Source organism: Amycolatopsis sp. NPDC057786 (assembly GCF_042797905.1).
Lineage (GTDB): Bacteria > Actinomycetota > Actinomycetes > Mycobacteriales > Pseudonocardiaceae > Amycolatopsis.
Window position 1 is genome coordinate 16,683 of record NZ_JBHVKW010000025.1, and the last position, 16,484, is coordinate 33,166.

Consider the following 16,484-nt stretch of genomic DNA (forward strand, 5'->3'; position numbering starts at 1 on the left):
GCTGGTCGCGGTGGGGGCCAGAATCGCTCGGGTGAGCAGCTGGCGAGCGGACCGGGAGCCCGCGGTCTGTGCCGCCTTCGCGAGTTTGACCGCGAGTGTCACGGAAGACCTTGGACCGGACCGGGTGGTGGACACCTTGTCCAGCGAATGCGCGCGGCTGCTGCCGATCGATTCCACCGAGGTCTTCCTGCCGGGTCTCGAACTCGAACGTCATCCCGCGGTGGTGGAGGAAGGGCCCGCGCGCGAGTCGTTCGAAACCGGGAGCGACATCGCCGTCCGCGACCTTTCCGCGGAGGCTTCGCGCTGGCCGGGTTACGCCGCCAAAATGGCGGGGAAGGGTTTTGCCGCGGTTTCCGCCCTCCCGTTGCGCACGACGGACGAAACCGTCGGCGCGATCGCCTTCCTCAGTGCCGAAACCACGGTCCTGAGCGCCGAAGACCGCCGTCTTGGCCGGGCGCTCGCCGACGTCGCGACGTTGTGTCTCCTGCAGCAGCGGGAATTGCGGCACTACCGGTCGCTTTCGGAGCAGTTGCAGGCCGCGCTCGACAGCCGGATCGTCGTCGAACAGGCGAAAGGCATGCTCGCCGAACGCGCCGGTGTCGATGTCGGCACCGCCTTCCATCGCTTGCGTTCTTTCGCCCGCGGTGCGAACAGGAAGCTGTCGGAGGTCGCGCGCGGCGTCGTCGACGGCACGCTGGACGCACCGGAACTCGGGCCGCGAGACCGGTGACGGCTGCCGGAAAGGGGCAGGCGAGGCTGGTAGGGCCGTTGGTCACCGGAACCGGGGACTTGTCCCGGACAACGCGCGACCGTGCGGCCCTAGGACGCGACGGCGTGGTCGGAAAGGCTTCACGCGGCAGAAGGGTGCGGTGAAGTCATGGCGTTGCTGGGAAGTCTTCGGAGGAGCCGGTCGGTGCGGCCGAGCCTGCTTCCGTTGCTGGAGTTGAGGTCCGCGGCGGTGACGCTGCGGTCCGGGTATGGGCTGGCGCCCACCGGATCGGGGACGGTCTGCTTCGTCGCGGAAGGCCGTCCGGGCGAGGGGACGGAGGCGGAGTTCGTCGCCGGGCTCGCCGGGGATCCCGTCCGGCGCAACGTGGTCGATCACGACGGGCTCGGGCGGACGATCGTCCGGTGCTGGCGGGAGAACGGCGACCTCGGCCGGTTGCTCGGCGACCTCGCCGACGTCAACGAGCGGCTGGCACAGGCCGGGTTCGCGTCCTGGTTGCTGCACACGACGGTCGACTTCGCCGAGCTGCCGGATATGCGCCACCCCAAGCTGACCATGGTCTATCGCCGGGAGCGCGGCACTTTTTACCCGTACGCGCCTCGCGGGACCCAGGGCAGGGACAGGGCGAGGGAACTGAAGATCCGCTCGTCGCTGACCCGGATCGTGCCGATGGAGTCCGACATCGGCCGGTGGCGCCCGGTGTGACGGGCGCCTGCCCGGTCAGCCGGGTGCGCCGCTGAGCCAGCCGCGCAGTCGCTGGACGCGCCGGTCCCGCGGGTTCCACCGCGTGGCCAAGGCGGTGCCGTCGAGATGCCGGATCGCGGTCAGGACGTCGTCGAGTAGCGACGCGTACGTTTCGGGCCTCGTCACGCCCTCCGGCACCCGCTCGAGTTCGGCCGCGACCCGTGCCCGGCGGACGGCGGCGGGCGTGCCGGGACGGCGGCGGGTCTCGCAGATCCTCGTGGTCACGTCCCGGTCACCCTTCCCCCGCGCTCGATCCGGCAGTCGTCACCTATGACGATGGGCCACCGAAGGCCGTTCCGGTCACCGCCGAAGGTTGTGCCATCGAGGGCACAAAGACCCCACTCGCCCGCCAGGCGGACCGCTTCGGGTGTGTTCCGCCTTCAATCACGCGAGTTACGCGTCCGATCACGCGTGTTCCGGCTCCGGACACGCGAGTTCGCACCAGGGTGAATGCGGCCGTGGACGGGATCGATTTCCGGGAATCTGCCGGACAATGGTCAAGGCGAGACCACGATCGACGGAGAAGGTGCATGCCGAACCCGAACTCCCCGCGGCCCGTGCCCGCTCCGAAGACACGACCGATTCGGGTGCTGCTCGTCGAGGACCACAAGATGGTGGCCGAAGCGCTGGGCGCGGCCTTCGAGGAATTCCCGGAGATCGACCTGGTGGCGTCGGTGGAGTCGTTGGCGCACGGGATGGTCGCGGCGGAAGAGCACCTGCCCGATATCGTGCTGCTCGATCGGCGGCTGCCGGACGGCGACGGGATCGAGGCGATCGCCGGGTTCCGCGCGGTCTCGCCGTCGAGCAGGGTGCTGGTGCTGACCGGCGACGCGAACAGTGCCATCGCCGCCAGGATCCTGGAGGTCGGTGGGGCCGGGCTGCTGCTGAAATCCGGTCTCCTCGACGAGCTGGTCACGGCGATCCGGACCATCGCGGCGGGCGACGTGGTCATCGACCCCGAGCTGCTCAGCGGCGCGCTGGCCATGCTGGCGGGCAGCCAGGGCAGGCTCGGACCGGTACTCACCCTGAGGGAACGACAGGTGCTCGGGATGATCGCCGAAGGCGCGGGAACCGACCGCATCGCCGAAGAGCTGCGGCTCGCGCGGAACACCGTGCGGAATCACGTGCAGCGGATCCTGGTGAAGACCGGGACCCATTCGAAACTCGAAGCCGTGGCGCACGCGCGCAAGAATGGCCTCCTCGAACGGCCGTAGCGGGGAGTCGTATCCGAGTGCCAAGCTGCACTATGGCCATGCCGCCATCGGAACGGACGCCTGATCACCACAGCGCTGTGCTCTTCCGGTTGTTCATGCACAGCGTCGTCGACTATGCCATTTACCTGCTGGACGTCGAGGGCAGGGTGATCAGCTGGAATCCGGGGGCGGAGCGGATCAAGGGCTATTCCGAGGACGAGATCCTCGGCCGTCATTTCTCCGTTTTCTACACCGAGAAAGACGTCGCCGACGGCAAACCGGCCTCGGAGCTGCTGGTCGCCGCCGAGATGGGGAGTCACGAGGAGGAGGGCTGGCGCGTCCGGCGCGGCGGCGAACGGTTCTGGGCCAGCACCGTGATCACCGCCTTGCGGGACGAACAAGGCGAGCTCGTCGGTTTCGGCAAAGTCACCCGTGATCTCACCGAACGCCGGAAAACACTGGAGGAAAGGACCGAACGCCGCCTGGCCTTCGCACATTTGGTCCGGGCGCAGGAAACAGAACGTCGCCGTATCGCGTGGGATGTTCACGACGATTCCATTCAGTCGATGATCGCGGTGAGCATGCGGTTGCAGATGCTCGCCGCGCAACGGCGGGATCCCGCTTTGAGGCAACTCGACGAAGCGATCCAAGGGGCGATCCGACGCTTGCGGATCCTCGTCGCCCAATTGCGGCCGCCCGCGCTGAACGACGAAGACCTGGTCGCTTCCGTCCGTGACTACCTCCACGAGGTCGTCGCGGGCTGGGGGCTCGACTGCACACTGCGGCACGACCTCGCCGTCGAACCGCCGCCAGACCTCGTGGTCACCGCCTTCAGGATCCTGCAGGAGGCCCTGGTGAACGTGCGTAAACACGCGAACGCCACCTCCGTCGTGGTCTCGCTGACCGGACAGGACGGCGGGCTGCTGGTGACGGTCGCGGACGACGGCGATGGGATGAAGGCGGACGGCGAGAGCGCGCACGAATCGTTGTCGGGTGAGCACATCGGCATGGCGTCGATGCGTGAACGTGCCGAAGCGGCGCAAGGCTGGTTTCGGATCTCCAGCAGACCCGGCGAAGGTACGACGGTGGCCTTCTGGATTCCGCTGGGCCCTCCCCGCGGGTAGTCAGGACAAGGAGGCATTTCGATGCCGGAACCGGGAAGCAAGCGCGGACCGAGAGAGCCGGTCCGGGTGGGCGGGGCGATCGACGACCAAGGCCTCCAGCGGCTGTTGGAAGGCCTGAAAGCCGTTCGCGATGGCGATTTCAGCACCCGGCTGCCCCAGGTGGACGACGTCCTGATGGACGAGATGGCGCTCGTCTTCAACGGGATGGTCGATCAGCTGGCGTTGTTCACCTCCGAGGTCACCCGAGTCGCGCGCGAGGTGGGGACCGACGGGAAGCTCGGCGGCCAGGCGGCGGTGCCCTCGGTTTCGGGGACCTGGAAGGACCTCACCGATTCGGTGAACGCGATGGCCGGCAACCTCACCGGCCAGGTCCGCGATATCGCCGAGGTCGCGACCGCGGTGGCGAAGGGTGACCTGTCACAGAAGATCACCGTCGACGTCAAGGGCGAGATGCTCGAGTTGAAGAACACGATCAACACGATGGTGGATCAGTTGTCGTCCTTCGCGGACGAGGTCACGCGGGTCGCGCGTGAGGTCGGCAGCGAAGGACGGCTGGGCGGGCAGGCGGAAGTCCCAGGGGTGGCGGGGACCTGGCGGGATCTGACGACGTCGGTGAACTTCATGGCGGGCAACCTGACCGATCAGGTGCGGTCGATCGCCGAAGTCACGACGGCGGTGGCGAAGGGTGATCTGTCGCAGAAGATCACGGTCGACGCGCGGGGCGAGATCCTGGAGTTGAAGAACACGATCAACACGATGGTGGATCAGTTGTCGTCGTTCGCCGATGAGGTCACGCGGGTGGCGCGTGAGGTCGGCACCGAAGGTGCGCTCGGCGGCCAGGCGCAGGTGCCCGGGGTGGCCGGCACCTGGCGAGACCTGACGACGTCGGTGAACTTCATGGCGGGCAACCTCACCGCGCAGGTCCGCTCCATCGCCCAGGTGGCCACGGCGGTCGCGAAAGGTGACCTGTCGCAGAAGATCACCGTGGACGCGCGGGGCGAGATCCTGGAGTTGAAGAACACGATCAACACGATGGTGGATCAGTTGTCGTCCTTCGCCGATGAGGTCACCCGGGTGGCGCGTGAGGTCGGTACCGAGGGGCGGTTGGGTGGTCAGGCGGACGTCAAGGGTGTGTCGGGTACCTGGAAGGGCTTGACCGAGTCCGTCAATGTCATGGCGGACAACCTGACCGATCAGGTGCGTTCGATCGCCGAGGTCACCACGGCGGTGGCGAAGGGCGACCTGTCGCAGAAGATCCGCGTCGACGCCCGCGGCGAGATCCTGGAACTCAAGGACACCATCAACACGATGGTCGGCCAGTTGTCGTCGTTCGCCGATGAGGTCACGCGAGTCGCGCGTGAGGTCGGTACCGAGGGGCGGTTGGGTGGTCAGGCGGACGTCAAGGGTGTGTCGGGGACGTGGAAGGGCTTGACCGAGTCCGTCAATGTCATGGCGGACAACCTGACCGACCAGGTGCGTTCCATCGCCCAGGTCGCGACCGCGGTCGCCAGGGGCGATCTGTCGCAGAAGATCACCGTCGAGGCCAAGGGCGAGGTCGCCGCGCTCGCGCAGACGATCAACACCATGGTCGACACGCTGTCGGCCTTCGCGGACGAGGTCACGCGCGTGGCGCGCGAGGTCGGCACCGAGGGCATCCTCGGCGGGCAGGCCAGGGTGCCGAACGTCGCCGGGACCTGGAAGGACCTCACCGACAACGTCAACTCGATGGCGAACAACCTCACCGGACAGGTCCGCAACATCGCCCAGGTGACCACCGCGGTCGCGCAGGGCGACCTGTCCCGCAAGATCGACGTCGACGCCCGCGGCGAGATCCTGGAGCTCAAGACCACCATCAACACGATGGTCGACCAGCTCTCCGCGTTCGCCGCGGAGGTCACCCGCGTCGCGCGCGAGGTCGGCAGCGAGGGGCGGCTTGGCGGCCAGGCCGAGGTCGAAGGCGTTTCGGGCACCTGGAAGCGGCTGACGGAGAACGTCAACGAGCTGGCGGGCAACCTGACCCGCCAGGTCAGGGCGATCGCCGAGGTCACCAGCGCGGTGGCCACCGGTGACCTCACGCGGTCGATCTCGGTCGAGGCGCAGGGCGAGGTCGCGGAGCTGAAGGACAACATCAACGCGATGGTGCAGTCGCTGCGCGAGACCACGCGGGCGAACGAGGAACAGGACTGGCTCAACAGCAATCTGGCGCGGATCTCCGGCCTGATGCAGGGTCACCGGGACCTGCGGGTGGTGGCCACGCTCATCATGAACGAGCTGACCCCGCTGGTCGGCGCCCAGCACGGGACGCTGTTCCTCACCGAATCCGGGGAAGACGGCACCCGCCTGCGGCTGATCACCAGCTACGGGCACAGCGAGGACCCGGACACGCCCACGGATTTCGCGATGGGGCAGTCGTTGATCGGCCAGGCCGCGCAGACCAAGAAACCGATCGTGGTCGACCGGACGCCACCGGGTTTCGTGAAGATCTCGTCGAGCCTCGGCTCCGCCCCGCCGGTCACCCTGATCGTGTTGCCGATCGTCTTCGAGGACCAGGTGCTCGGTGTCATCGAACTGGCGTCGTTCGGCGAATTCACCGCCGTCCGCAAGGATTTCCTCGAACAACTGATGGAGACCATCGGGGTCAACGTCAACACGATCATCGCCAACGCGCGGACCGACTCGCTGCTGGAGGAGTCCCAGCGGCTCGCCGAGGAGCTCCAGGCCCGCTCGGAGGAACTCCAGGCGCAGCAGGCGAAGCTCCAGGTGTCCAACGCGGAACTGGAGGAGAAGGCCGAACTCCTCGCGCGGCAGAACCGCGACATCGAGGTGAAGAACTTCGAAATCGAGCAGGCGCGCCAGGAAATCGAAGAACGTGCGCAGCAGCTCGCACTGGCATCGAAGTACAAGTCGGAGTTCCTGGCGAACATGTCGCACGAACTCCGTACGCCGTTGACCAGCCTGCTGATCCTCGCCGGGGTCCTCTCGCAGAACTCGACGCAGAACCTGACGCCCAAACAGGTCGAGTTCGCCAAGGTGATCCAGTCCGCGGGCACCGACCTGCTGCAGCTGATCAACGACATCCTCGACCTGTCGAAGGTCGAGGCGGGCAAGATGGACATCCACCACGAGCCGTTCCCGCTGCGTCAGCTGCTCGACTACGTCGGCACGACCTTCCGCCCGCTGACCGCGGAGAAGGGGCTCGACTTCCAGGTCACCGTCGAACCGAACGTGCCGGAACTGCTCTTCACCGACGAGCAGCGGCTGCGGCAGGTGCTGCGGAACCTGCTGTCGAACGCGGTCAAGTTCACCGAAGACGGCAGCGTCGAACTGCGGGTCAAACTGGTCGACACCGTCGTTTCGCCTTCGGGGGCGCTCCCGCACGAATCACTGGTGGCCTTCAGCGTCATCGACACCGGAATCGGGATCGCCGAGGAGAACCTGGAATCGATCTTCGGGGCCTTCCAGCAGGCCGACGGCACCACCAGCCGCAAGTACGGCGGCACCGGGCTCGGCCTGTCGATCAGCCGTGAGGTCGCGTACCTGCTCGGCGGTGAAATCCGGGCGGACAGTGTGCTGGGGAGGGGTAGCACGTTCACCCTCTACCTGCCGGTGGCCAGGTTCGCCGCGCCCGCGAATCCCGACGAGTCCACTGTGGACGCCGCGGGCGCGGAGCGGCGGGTCCTGGTCGTGGAGGGCGAGCGGAACAGTCTGCTGACCTTGCTCTCCCGCGGTGTCGCGGCCGACGTCGCGGACAGCCATGGCTCGGTCCAGGTCCGGGCGGTGGCCGATCCGGCGGAGGCGTTCGAGGAAGTGAAGCGGGAGAGCTACCGCTGCGTCGTCCTCGACACCAGCATTCCCGGGACGAGCGCGCTGAGCTTCCTCAAGCGGCTCTCCGAGGGGCCGGATCCCGTCGAGGTCCCGGTGCTGGCGTACGCGACCCGCAAGCTCAGCGCGGCGCAGGAGCGGTTGCTGCACGGGCACGCGAAGGTGCATCCGGTCGAGTTGCTGCCGTCGCTGGACATGCTGCGGGAACGCATCATGCTGCACATCTCGGCCAGCGAACTCGAAGGAATCCTCCCACTGATGCAGCAGCCGGAGGTGACGGTGCCGTCGCCGGACGACCAGTCGTCCGGCCCGCCCGCCGGCCCGCCGCGGCTGCGGGGCCGCAAGGTCCTGCTCGTCGACGACGACCCCCGCAACGTGTACGCGATCTCGGGGATGCTCGAACTGCACGGACTTTCGGTCGTGCACGCGCCCAACGGCCGCAAGGGCATCGAGGAACTGCTGGCCGACGACGGCATCGACCTGATCCTGATGGACGTGATGATGCCGGAGATGGACGGCCACGCGACGACCGCGGCGATCCGCGAGATGCCGAAGTTCGCCGGCCTGCCGATCATCACGGTGACCGCGAAAGCGATGGAAGGGGACCGGGAGAAGAGCCTGGCCGCCGGCGCGAGCGATTACGTCACCAAACCCGTGAACGCGGAGGAACTACTGGCCTGTATGGAACGCTGGCTCGCGGACTGAGCGGCGGTCACTCGGTCCCGTTGGCGCTGTTCGCGCAGACGCGGCGGATGGCCGCGACGATCTCCGTGTTGGGGCTGCCCTTCACGAGGTATTCGGTGACGCCCGCGGACGCCATCTGGGCGATGGACCGGGTGTCGCTGTGCGCGGAGAACGCCATCAGCCGCGTGTGGGGCACCCGGCGGCGGATCTCCCGCGCCATCCACGCACCGCCTCCGCCGGGGATCCGCACGTCCAGCAGGGCGACCTCCGGGGTCAGCAGCTCCGCAAGCGCGACCGCTTCACCGGCGTCGAGCGCGACGGCGACCACTTCGATGTCCGGTTCGGATTCGAGGAGGGCGCGCAGGGCGTCGCCGATGACCGGGTTGTCGTCCGCGACGAGGACCCTGAGTCTGGGGGGCGGCGTTCGGTTCATGGCCCGGTCCGAGCCCGCGTGGTCTGCGGCTCCGGTGGTGGTCGCGGGCCCCCCGCCGAACTTGGCGTGACTCAGCAAGAGATCCGGCGGTCGCCCTCGCTGGGCTGCTCGATGAGCGTCCTGGCGACGTCGTGGATCTTCATGTTGTTGTTGCGGCAGAACGAACGCAGCAGTTCGAACGCCGCGTCGATGTCGATCTGGTAACGCTCGGCGAGGATTCCCTTCGCCTGTTCGATGGGAAGCCGGTGGTCGAGCGCGTACTGGAGTTGCTCGGCGCGGGCCCGATAGAAGCGGACGCGGTCGCGCATGGCCACGAGGTCGTCGGCCGGGTCGGGGGACCCGGCCTCGGGGGCCGTCGAATACATGGTCTCGGACATGGGGTGATCGTCGCAGCGGCCGGACTGCTCCGGAAGAACAGAACGTCCTGACTCGAATGATGCAAATGAACCTGGTCCGGTCGGCGGCCGCCACTCGAACGGGCGCCGAACAGGGCCCTTTGGCCTGTCGCAGTGACCGGCCGTGCGCCGTACGCTCACATCCGAGGAGGGAAACCGTGGAGGTCGGAATGCTCCGGGTGTTTCTGGTCGACGACCACGAGGTGGTCCGTCGAGGGGTGGCGGACATGCTCGAAGAGGACGCCGACCTGTGCGTCGTCGGGCAGGCCGCCACGTTTTCCCAGGCGCTGGCGAGGATTCCGGCCCTGCGGCCGGATGTCGCCGTCCTCGACGTGCGGCTGCCGGACGGCAACGGCGTCGAGCTCGCCAGGGAACTGCGCTCCAAGATGCCCGAGCTGAAATGCCTGATGCTCACCTCCTACACCGACGAGCAGGCGATGCTGGACGCGATCATGGCGGGCGCGAGCGGTTACGTCATCAAGGACATCCGGGGGATGGACCTGGTGGCGGCGGTCAAGGAGGTCGGCATGGGCCGGTCGTTGCTGGACACGCGGGCCGCCGCGACGCTGATGGCGAAGTTCCGCGACGACGCAGCCAAGAAAGGGCCGCTCGCCGGGCTTTCCGATCAGGAACGCACCCTGCTGGAACTGATCGGCGAGGGACTGACCAACCGGCAGATCGCGGAGCGGATGTTCCTCGCGGAGAAGACCGTGAAGAACTACGTGTCCCGGCTGCTGACGAAACTCGGGATGCAGCGGCGGACTCAGGCGGCGGTGCTGGCCACGGAACTGCGGCGGCAGTGAACCCTCCGGCCTGACTCAAGCGGAAATGAGAGTGTCGAGCAGCATGTCTTCCAGCGGACGGCGCGGCGTCCACGGCAGCGGCGACCCGTAGCCGACTCGCAGCAGCACCTGCGGCCACACGCCGCAGCCGAGGAGACGCCGGAGTTCGGCGCGGGCCCCGCGGACCATGATCGGCGGCGAGATGAACGACGCGTCCAGGCCCGCGCAGGTCGCGGTCAGCAGGACCCGTTGCAGCGCCTGGCCTGCCTGCAACCGGTCGAGCCGTTCGTCGGTCAGCGACCCGATCACCACCACGAGCGGGGAGGCCGGCGTGCCGTCGTGAGCTTGGCCGACGCCGTCGAGGAGCCAGCTTTCGTCGGCGGGGGAGCCCTCCATCGCGTAGGACGGCACCCCGTCGCGAGCGCTCGCGCTCCGGCCGGTCCAGCGGCCGAGTTCGGCGAGGAACGCGGGGTCGGCGAGTTGCTCGCGGCGGGCACGGGCGGTGAGGTCTCGCAGCAGCCCGCACTGTTCGGCGTCGAGGCTCGACATCCACGCGTGCTCGAGTTCGGTCGCGTGGCGGAGCGCGGTGAGCGTGGTTTTCGGGACGGCGTCGGATACGAACGGCCGCCGGTTGGTCCGGCGCCGCGGGATCGCGCGGGCCAGCCGGACGACCTTCGGATCCGGGGTGCGCTCGGCGTGCGGGCGGACGACGGCCAGCAGATCGGGATCGGCGCGGCTCGGCATCAGGGTCGTCGCCGGATGGAAGCCCAGTGCGTGAATCGCCGTCCGGAGGGTGAACAGGGCGGCACCGCACGAGAGAACGATTTCCCGGCCGTCCGGATCCGTGGCCGTCAGGATCCGGCGCGGATCGGCGTGGACTTCGATCCCGGTGCCGGTGCACCGGAAGAGCCACGGCTGGGTGTTGTGCGTGGACGGGGCCAGCGTCGCCGACCGGAGCACGGAATTCACCTGTTCGGAGTTCAAACGTCCGACCCGGGTGACTTGTATGGTCATGGTTTCCCCCGCCGCCGCGCCACGGGCAATAAGGTTGTCTCATGGACGGTCCCCGCCCGCGGTGCGGGGCCGAAAGAGGAGAAAGTCACCACGGCCGCGACTCGTCCCGATCTTCGGAGGCGCAGCAGGATGTCGGCTCATGACCGGCTGGGCGGAAGCGACGACCGGATCACCGGCGCCCTTTCCCAGCTGCGGATTCGTGAGGTGCTGCGGGATCTGCAGGACCGCATCGAACGGCTCATCGGCACCCGCGACAAGATGGACGGCCTGCTCGAAGCGGTGCTCGCGGTCGCGTCGGGGCTGGAACTGGACGCGACGCTGCGCCGCATAGTGCAGGCGGCGATCGAACTCGGCGAAGCCGCTTACGGCGCGCTCGGGGTGATCGCCGACGACGGATCGCTCGCCGAATTCGTCTATCTCGGCATCGACGGCGAGACGAAGCAACAGATCGGGCATCTCCCGAAAGGGCACGGGCTGCTGGGTTTCGTCATCGACGAGGCGAAGCCGGTGCGGCTGGCCGACATCTCGGCGCATCCCGCGTCGGTCGGATTCCCGCCATGCCATCCGCCGATGCGCTCGTTCCTCGGGGTCCCGATCCGGGTGCGCGACGAGGTGTTCGGAAATCTCTACCTCACCGAGAAACGCGGGGAGGGTTTCACCGAGGACGACGAGGTGGTCGTCCAGGCACTCGCCGCCGCGGCCGGGATCGCGATCGAGAACGCCCATCTCTACGAGCAGACGCGGATCCGCCAGCGGTGGCAGGCCGCGACCAGCGAGGTGACCACGGAACTGCTGGGCGGCACCGATCCGGTCGACGCGCTCAACCTCATCGCGGGCCGGGCACTCGAACTCACCGGTTCCGACCTCACCCTGCTGGCGCTGCCCGGCCCCGGGCGGCTCGACGTAAGCCCGGACGGGGAGGACGAGGCCGACGAACTCACCATCGCCGTCTGCGCGGGTGCGCGGGCGGCGGAGCTGACCGGCGCGCGGATCGGTGTCGCCACCTCGTTGCCGGGGGCGGTCTACCGCGACCGGACCCCGCGCAGCGTGCCCGACCTCGTGCTCGGCGACGACGGGGAGTTCTGCCTCGGCCCGACGCTCGTGGTGCCGCTCCGGGCGCGAGAGCGGACCTCCGGCGTGCTGATGGCGGTGCGGAACCCGGGCGCCGTCCCGTTCGAGCTCGCCCAGTTGCCGGTGGTGGCCTCGTTCGCCGACCAGGCCGCGCTCGCGCTGCAACTGGCGGCGCGGCAGCGCACGGCCAGGGAACTCGACGTGCTCGCCGACCGTGACCGGATCGCCAGAGATCTGCACGACCACGTGATCCAGCGGTTGTTCGCGGTCGGGCTCGCCCTGCAGAGCACCCACCGCCGCGCGGACTCGCCGGAACTGCGGCGGCGGATCGGCGAGAGCATCGACCAGATGCACGAGATCGTGCACGAGATCCGTACGGCGATCTTCGATCTCCACGGCGGCGAGGCCGGCCAGCGGGGAGTGCGGCTGCGGCACCGGCTCTACGACTCGATCGCCGAACTCACCGACGACACTCCCACCCATCCGACGGTCAGCCTGTCCGGGCCGCTCGACTCGATTCCGCTCGCCTTCGCCGAACACGCCGAAGCGGTGGTGCGGGAAACGGTCGGCAACGTGGTCCGCCATGCTCGGGCGAGCGGGGTTTCGGTGAGCGTCGCGGTGAAGGACGACATCCTGCGGATCGTCGTCACCGACGACGGCATCGGGATCGCCGGGGCGCCGGACGGGCCCGGCGGGCTGCGGAATCTGCGCGATCGCGCGGAAAGGGCGGGCGGGGCCTTCCTGGCGGAGACGAAAGAAGGGGGCGGAACCAGGGTCGAGTGGTCCGCCCCCTTGCGCTGACCGCGGTCAGTTCGTCGACTGCGTGGTGAGGACCCCGTCGACTTCGACCGAGCGGGCGAGGTCGGAGGCGACGGTCTCCAGCAATTCCGCGGTGAGGTCCGAAAGCGCCCGTGTCACCGCGAGATAGGAGCCGATCTGGGAGGTCGAGCCGTTTCTCAGCCCGGCCTCCGCGATGCCGACACCGACGAACTCGCCGCCGTCTTCGAGCCGGAGCAACGCTTCGGCGCGTACCCGATACGGCTCGTGCTGCAGGGAAACGTCGATCGTCCACTTGTCCGTCATCGTCGGCTCCGTTCCGGTCATCGAGACTCCCATCACCGCCGTTCGTGGCACAGGGTCCTTGGTCCTCGCTCCCGCGAATCGGGGGCGAAAGTCCTCGGAATTCATGACCGGCGGCCGCTGCGGTCGCCGGGTACCCCGGCCGAAGGTGGACCAACCCTCGTCTTCCGGAGAGAGGCCACGATGAAGATCCCGTTGCCGACCCATGTCGACCAGGCGGTGGCGGCCGCCGTCCGCGCGCCGTCCCCGCTCAACACCCAGCCGTGGCGGTTCGTCGCCGACCGGGACCGGATCGAGGTGTGGCTGGACCGCACCAGGGTGCTCCGGATCGCCGACCCGGACGCCCGCGAGGCGCGGCTCTCGTGCGGCGCGGCGATGTTCAACCTGATGATTTCGTTGCGGTCCAACGGCAAGACCCTTTCGTTGCGGGCGGTGCCGAAGCCGGACGAGCCGGATCTGCTCGCCGAACTCGAGATCGAGGGCGACCGGTTCTCCTCACCGGAGGAGCGGAGGCTGGCCGAAGTCGTCTTCCGTCGTCACACGAACCGTCGCCCGTTCCTGGACCGGCCGGTGCCCGTGTGGGCGCGGACGACGTTGCGGGCGGCCGCGCTCGTGGAAGGCGGGCTGCTGGAGCTGTTCGGGCGCGGTGACCGGGCGAACGCGGTCGCGCGCGTGCTGCACCGGGCCGAGGCGGCGCAGGCGCGCAACGGCGCGTTCCAGGCGGAGGTCGCGTTGTGGACCCGGCGGACGGCGCACGCGCCGGACGGCGTCCCGGCAGCGACCAGGCCGCCGTCACCCCACTCCATTCCCGCGCAGGAGTCGTTCTGCGCCGCCGAGCGCGAGAGCGGTGAGCCGGTGCTCGGCGCGGTACTGACCGCGGACGGCGGGCCCGCCGCGGATCTTCGGGCGGGCATGGTGCTGCAGCGGGTCCTGCTGACGGCGACCGCCGCCGGCCTCGCGACGTCGTTCGTCGGCAGGCCGTTCGAAACCCCGGAGACCCGGGCCGCGATGGACCGGATCTTCGCCGACCTCGGACGGCCGCATACCGTGTTGCGCTTCGGATACGGCCGTCCAGTGCCGATGACGGCCCGCCGCCAGGTCGGCGAAGTACTGCTCCGGCGGTCCGCGGCGAGCCTCTGACCCGGGGTCATCTCGTCGACATCCACGTTTCGGGCCGCCGCCACCCGGTCGTCACCCGGGGCGGGTTCGGTCTCCCTATGAAGATCATGCGGAAATCCTTGGTGGCGCTGGCCGTCGTGGGCCTTTCGGTCGCGGCGTCCGCGCCGGCGGTGGCGGACGCGGGCGCCCGCGATCGCGGTTCGATCGTCATCACCGAGCAGGCGTCCAAGCGGATCCTGGTCCTGCCCGCGGACCGGGCGTCCTGGCAGAACCGGAAGGTGAGCTGGGCGTGGGCGCCGAACGCCGCGAACGGGCTGGCGGACCTCGCGGGTTCGTGGAGCAACCCGAGCGACGCGAAGCTCGCCGAACGAGGTGGCGAGAAGTATCTGCTGACGTCGGCGTCCGGGGGTTTCGCCGCTGTCGTGCCGTATCCGGCGGGCGACCGGGCCTACTGGGCGGCGAACGTCGGCGGTCCCGCCAACCCGCACAGCATCGAACTGCTGCCGGACGGGAATGTCGCGGTGGCGGCGAGCACCGGTGGCTGGGTGCGGATCTACACCGCTTCGCAAGGGCAGCGTTCGACGACCTACACGGAATACCGGCTGGTGGGCGCGCACGGCGTGGTGTGGGACGCCGGACGGAACGTGTTGTGGGCGCTGGGCACCGACGCGCTCGTCGCGTTGAACGTCGGCGGCACGCCCGCCGCGCCTGTGCTCACCGAGCGGCTCTCCGTGCCGGTGCCGAGCAAGGGCGGACACGACCTCCAGCCGGTGCCGGGCAGGCCGGATCTGCTGTGGGTGACCACGGAAGCGGGGGTGTACCAGTTCTCGAAGACGAGTGGCGGGTTCACCCAGCACTACGCGGGCGCGCGGGAGATCGACCGGCCGCATGTGAAGAGTGTGTCGACGAACCCGCGGACCGGGCAGATCCTGACCGCCTCGGTGCAGGAAGGTCACCTGTGCACGTGGTGCACGGACACCGTCCGGCTGGCCTTTCCACGCGCCGAGCTGGCGCTGCACGGCGCGTGGATCTACAAGGCCCGCTGGTGGATCGGTTGAGCTGAACTTCCATGTCGGTACCGGCCGTTCGGGGGGCTGCCCGGCCGGTACCGACACACCAGAGAAGAGGGGACCCTGTCGCGAGAATGACGCGTGGCCGCGTCTTTCACCTGACCGAGTGAATCGGTCCGTTCAACCGGCGGCGTTGACCCATTCGAGGTATACGCCGCTCGCGGGAAGCCGCGGCGGGTTTCGCGTGACTGGTTGGACGACTCGCGGCGGAGCTCCGCAGTGCGCGTGTCGTCCATCCAGTCACACGTGTCGTCCGCTGGATCACGCGTGTCGTCCGTTGAGTCACGCGAACCCGCCGGTTCGGGGAGAAAGTCAGGGGAGCAGGCCGATTCGCCGCGCGTGCGTGACGGCCTGCAACCGTGAAGTCGCGTCGAGTTTGCGCATGGCGTCCCGCAGGTAACTCTTGACCGTCTCCGCGGTCAGGCCCAGCCGGTGCGCGATCTCGCCGTTGGTCAAGCCGAGCGCGACGAGCGCGACGGTGTCCAGTTCCCGCGGCGCCAGGCGCACCGCCGGGGGAGCCGCTCCGGCGAGGCTGCCGCAGAGCGCGTCGAGGCGGTCACGGAGGACGCTGTCGGTGATTTGGCCGGAGAGCGCCCGGAGCTCGCCGTAGACCTCGCGCAGCCGTTCGCGCGGCGCGGCCTCCTCGCGATGCTCCGCCAGCGGCCGTGCCTCCGCCAGCCGCTTTTCGATCTCGTCCTCGACAGCCAGCGTCTGTTCGAGATCGCGCGCGGCGTGCAGGGCGGCGGTGATCGTCCGGTCGGAGAGGGTGGCCTCGTCACGCAGACCGCCGTAAAGCACGGCGCGGACACGGCGGCGCACGACGACGGGGATCGCGACCACCGAGTGGATGCCTTCGTCGCGGACCGGCTCGTCGTAGTCGTGACTGATCGTGGTGGCGCTGTGGTAGTCGTTGGCGACCACCGGCCGGGTCAGCGCGAGCGCCTTGCCACCGAGACCACAGCCCGCGCGGACGGACAGGCCGTTCAGCGCGGTGCCGCGGTTGCCGAGGAACGCGGTCAGCCGCATCCGCGGTGAGGCACCGGCGACCCCGGCGAAGCCGACCGGCAGGCCGGTGTCCCGGCGCAGGTCCGAGACCGCGCCGAGGAGCTGGGCGTCGTCGACCGGCATCGGCTCACCCTCCTCGGTGATCCCCCTCGATCGGGGGTGGTGGACGGATCGGGCCCGCCCGCACGATTTCCGGAACTGTACGCCTTCGGAAGGTCCCG

15 protein-coding genes are annotated in these 16,484 nt (G+C 69.0%); 9 read left to right on the forward strand and 6 right to left on the reverse strand.

Features of this window, described 5'->3' with window-relative positions:
* The first annotated feature begins 31 nt into the window (after positions 1-31).
* Together ACFVM3_RS16145 and ACFVM3_RS16150 are read left to right on the forward strand one after the other, a co-directional pair.
* A complete protein-coding gene (locus tag ACFVM3_RS16145) occupies positions 32-730 on the forward strand; it encodes a GAF and ANTAR domain-containing protein (protein WP_378439376.1) in 699 nt (232 codons plus the stop codon).
* 147 nt (positions 731-877) lie between these two features.
* The gene (locus ACFVM3_RS16150) at positions 878-1,432 is read left to right on the forward strand and encodes a hypothetical protein (protein ID WP_378439378.1); all 555 of its coding nucleotides are present in this window, start codon (positions 878-880) and stop codon (positions 1,430-1,432) included.
* Positions 1,433-1,447: 15 nt separating this feature from the next.
* Here the strand turns inward: ACFVM3_RS16150 and ACFVM3_RS16155 are convergent, their stop codons facing one another.
* Positions 1,448-1,696, reverse strand: a complete 249-nt coding sequence (locus ACFVM3_RS16155) for a hypothetical protein (protein ID WP_378439380.1) — start codon at positions 1,694-1,696, stop codon at positions 1,448-1,450.
* A gap of 305 nt (positions 1,697-2,001) precedes the next feature.
* On the opposite strand from ACFVM3_RS16155, the gene ACFVM3_RS16160 reads away from it, so the two are divergent.
* Genes ACFVM3_RS16160 through ACFVM3_RS16170 form a run of 3 tightly spaced genes read left to right on the forward strand, consistent with a single transcriptional unit; the run spans position 2,002 to position 8,315 of the window.
* A complete protein-coding gene (locus ACFVM3_RS16160) occupies positions 2,002-2,685 on the forward strand; it encodes a response regulator (RefSeq protein ID WP_378439382.1) in 684 nt (227 codons plus the stop codon).
* A gap of 32 nt (positions 2,686-2,717) precedes the next feature.
* A complete protein-coding gene (locus tag ACFVM3_RS16165) occupies positions 2,718-3,788 on the forward strand; it encodes a PAS domain S-box protein (RefSeq protein ID WP_378439384.1) in 1,071 nt (356 codons plus the stop codon).
* Positions 3,789-3,809: 21 nt separating this feature from the next.
* Positions 3,810-8,315 (forward strand): HAMP domain-containing protein, encoded by a 4,506-nt coding sequence (locus tag ACFVM3_RS16170; protein WP_378439386.1) that lies wholly within the window; start codon positions 3,810-3,812, stop codon positions 8,313-8,315.
* Positions 8,316-8,322: 7 nt separating this feature from the next.
* Here the strand turns inward: ACFVM3_RS16170 and ACFVM3_RS16175 are convergent, their stop codons facing one another.
* Both ACFVM3_RS16175 and ACFVM3_RS16180 read right to left on the reverse strand, forming a co-directional pair.
* On the reverse strand, positions 8,323-8,727 hold the full coding sequence (locus tag ACFVM3_RS16175) for a response regulator transcription factor (RefSeq protein ID WP_378439387.1): 405 nt from the start codon (positions 8,725-8,727) through the stop codon (positions 8,323-8,325).
* 71 nt (positions 8,728-8,798) lie between these two features.
* Positions 8,799-9,104 (reverse strand): ANTAR domain-containing protein, encoded by a 306-nt coding sequence (locus ACFVM3_RS16180; protein WP_378439389.1) that lies wholly within the window; start codon positions 9,102-9,104, stop codon positions 8,799-8,801.
* 188 nt (positions 9,105-9,292) lie between these two features.
* On the opposite strand from ACFVM3_RS16180, the gene ACFVM3_RS16185 reads away from it, so the two are divergent.
* Positions 9,293-9,925, forward strand: coding sequence for a response regulator (locus ACFVM3_RS16185; protein WP_378439391.1), 633 nt, complete (start codon positions 9,293-9,295; stop codon positions 9,923-9,925).
* Between the two features lie 15 nt (positions 9,926-9,940).
* On the opposite strand, the gene ACFVM3_RS16190 is transcribed toward ACFVM3_RS16185, so the two are convergent.
* Positions 9,941-10,918, reverse strand: coding sequence for an Acg family FMN-binding oxidoreductase (locus ACFVM3_RS16190; RefSeq protein ID WP_378439393.1), 978 nt, complete (start codon positions 10,916-10,918; stop codon positions 9,941-9,943).
* Positions 10,919-11,047: 129 nt separating this feature from the next.
* Here ACFVM3_RS16190 and ACFVM3_RS16195 point away from each other — a divergent pair, with 129 nt between their 5' ends.
* Positions 11,048-12,790: a GAF domain-containing sensor histidine kinase gene (locus ACFVM3_RS16195; RefSeq protein WP_378439395.1), complete on the forward strand. Its 1,743-nt coding sequence runs from the start codon at positions 11,048-11,050 to the stop codon at positions 12,788-12,790.
* Positions 12,791-12,796: 6 nt separating this feature from the next.
* On the opposite strand, the gene ACFVM3_RS16200 is transcribed toward ACFVM3_RS16195, so the two are convergent.
* Positions 12,797-13,093 carry a dsRBD fold-containing protein gene (locus tag ACFVM3_RS16200; protein WP_378439397.1) on the reverse strand — a complete coding sequence of 99 codons (297 nt, stop codon included), beginning with the start codon at positions 13,091-13,093 and terminating at the stop codon, positions 12,797-12,799.
* 159 nt (positions 13,094-13,252) lie between these two features.
* On the opposite strand from ACFVM3_RS16200, the gene ACFVM3_RS16205 reads away from it, so the two are divergent.
* A complete protein-coding gene (locus tag ACFVM3_RS16205) occupies positions 13,253-14,209 on the forward strand; it encodes an Acg family FMN-binding oxidoreductase (RefSeq protein WP_378439399.1) in 957 nt (318 codons plus the stop codon).
* A gap of 77 nt (positions 14,210-14,286) precedes the next feature.
* Entirely contained in the window at positions 14,287-15,246 is a 960-nt protein-coding gene (locus ACFVM3_RS16210; RefSeq protein WP_378439401.1) for a DUF6528 family protein, read from the forward strand.
* 324 nt (positions 15,247-15,570) lie between these two features.
* Here the strand turns inward: ACFVM3_RS16210 and ACFVM3_RS16215 are convergent, their stop codons facing one another.
* Positions 15,571-16,386: a response regulator transcription factor gene (locus tag ACFVM3_RS16215; protein ID WP_378439403.1), complete on the reverse strand. Its 816-nt coding sequence runs from the start codon at positions 16,384-16,386 to the stop codon at positions 15,571-15,573.
* Positions 16,387-16,484 lie beyond the last annotated feature (98 nt).

Excerpts from the sequence above, each read along its gene's own strand:
- ACFVM3_RS16200 (WP_378439397.1), bottom strand. The coding sequence starts at position 13,093 with ATGACCGGAACGGAGCCGACGATGACGGACAAGTGGACGATCGACGTT.
- ACFVM3_RS16190 (WP_378439393.1), bottom strand. The coding sequence starts at position 10,918 with ATGACCATACAAGTCACCCGGGTCGGACGTTTGAACTCCGAACAGGTG.
- ACFVM3_RS16160 (WP_378439382.1), top strand. The coding sequence starts at position 2,002 with ATGCCGAACCCGAACTCCCCGCGGCCCGTGCCCGCTCCGAAGACACGA.
- ACFVM3_RS16180 (WP_378439389.1), bottom strand. The coding sequence starts at position 9,104 with ATGTCCGAGACCATGTATTCGACGGCCCCCGAGGCCGGGTCCCCCGAC.
- ACFVM3_RS16215 (WP_378439403.1), bottom strand. The coding sequence starts at position 16,386 with ATGCCGGTCGACGACGCCCAGCTCCTCGGCGCGGTCTCGGACCTGCGC.
- ACFVM3_RS16210 (WP_378439401.1), top strand. The coding sequence starts at position 14,287 with ATGAAGATCATGCGGAAATCCTTGGTGGCGCTGGCCGTCGTGGGCCTT.
- ACFVM3_RS16165 (WP_378439384.1), top strand. The coding sequence starts at position 2,718 with ATGGCCATGCCGCCATCGGAACGGACGCCTGATCACCACAGCGCTGTG.
- ACFVM3_RS16205 (WP_378439399.1), top strand. The coding sequence starts at position 13,253 with ATGAAGATCCCGTTGCCGACCCATGTCGACCAGGCGGTGGCGGCCGCC.
- ACFVM3_RS16170 (WP_378439386.1), top strand. The coding sequence starts at position 3,810 with ATGCCGGAACCGGGAAGCAAGCGCGGACCGAGAGAGCCGGTCCGGGTG.
- ACFVM3_RS16150 (WP_378439378.1), top strand. The coding sequence starts at position 878 with ATGGCGTTGCTGGGAAGTCTTCGGAGGAGCCGGTCGGTGCGGCCGAGC.
- ACFVM3_RS16185 (WP_378439391.1), top strand. The coding sequence starts at position 9,293 with ATGCTCCGGGTGTTTCTGGTCGACGACCACGAGGTGGTCCGTCGAGGG.
- ACFVM3_RS16175 (WP_378439387.1), bottom strand. The coding sequence starts at position 8,727 with ATGAACCGAACGCCGCCCCCCAGACTCAGGGTCCTCGTCGCGGACGAC.
- ACFVM3_RS16195 (WP_378439395.1), top strand. The coding sequence starts at position 11,048 with ATGTCGGCTCATGACCGGCTGGGCGGAAGCGACGACCGGATCACCGGC.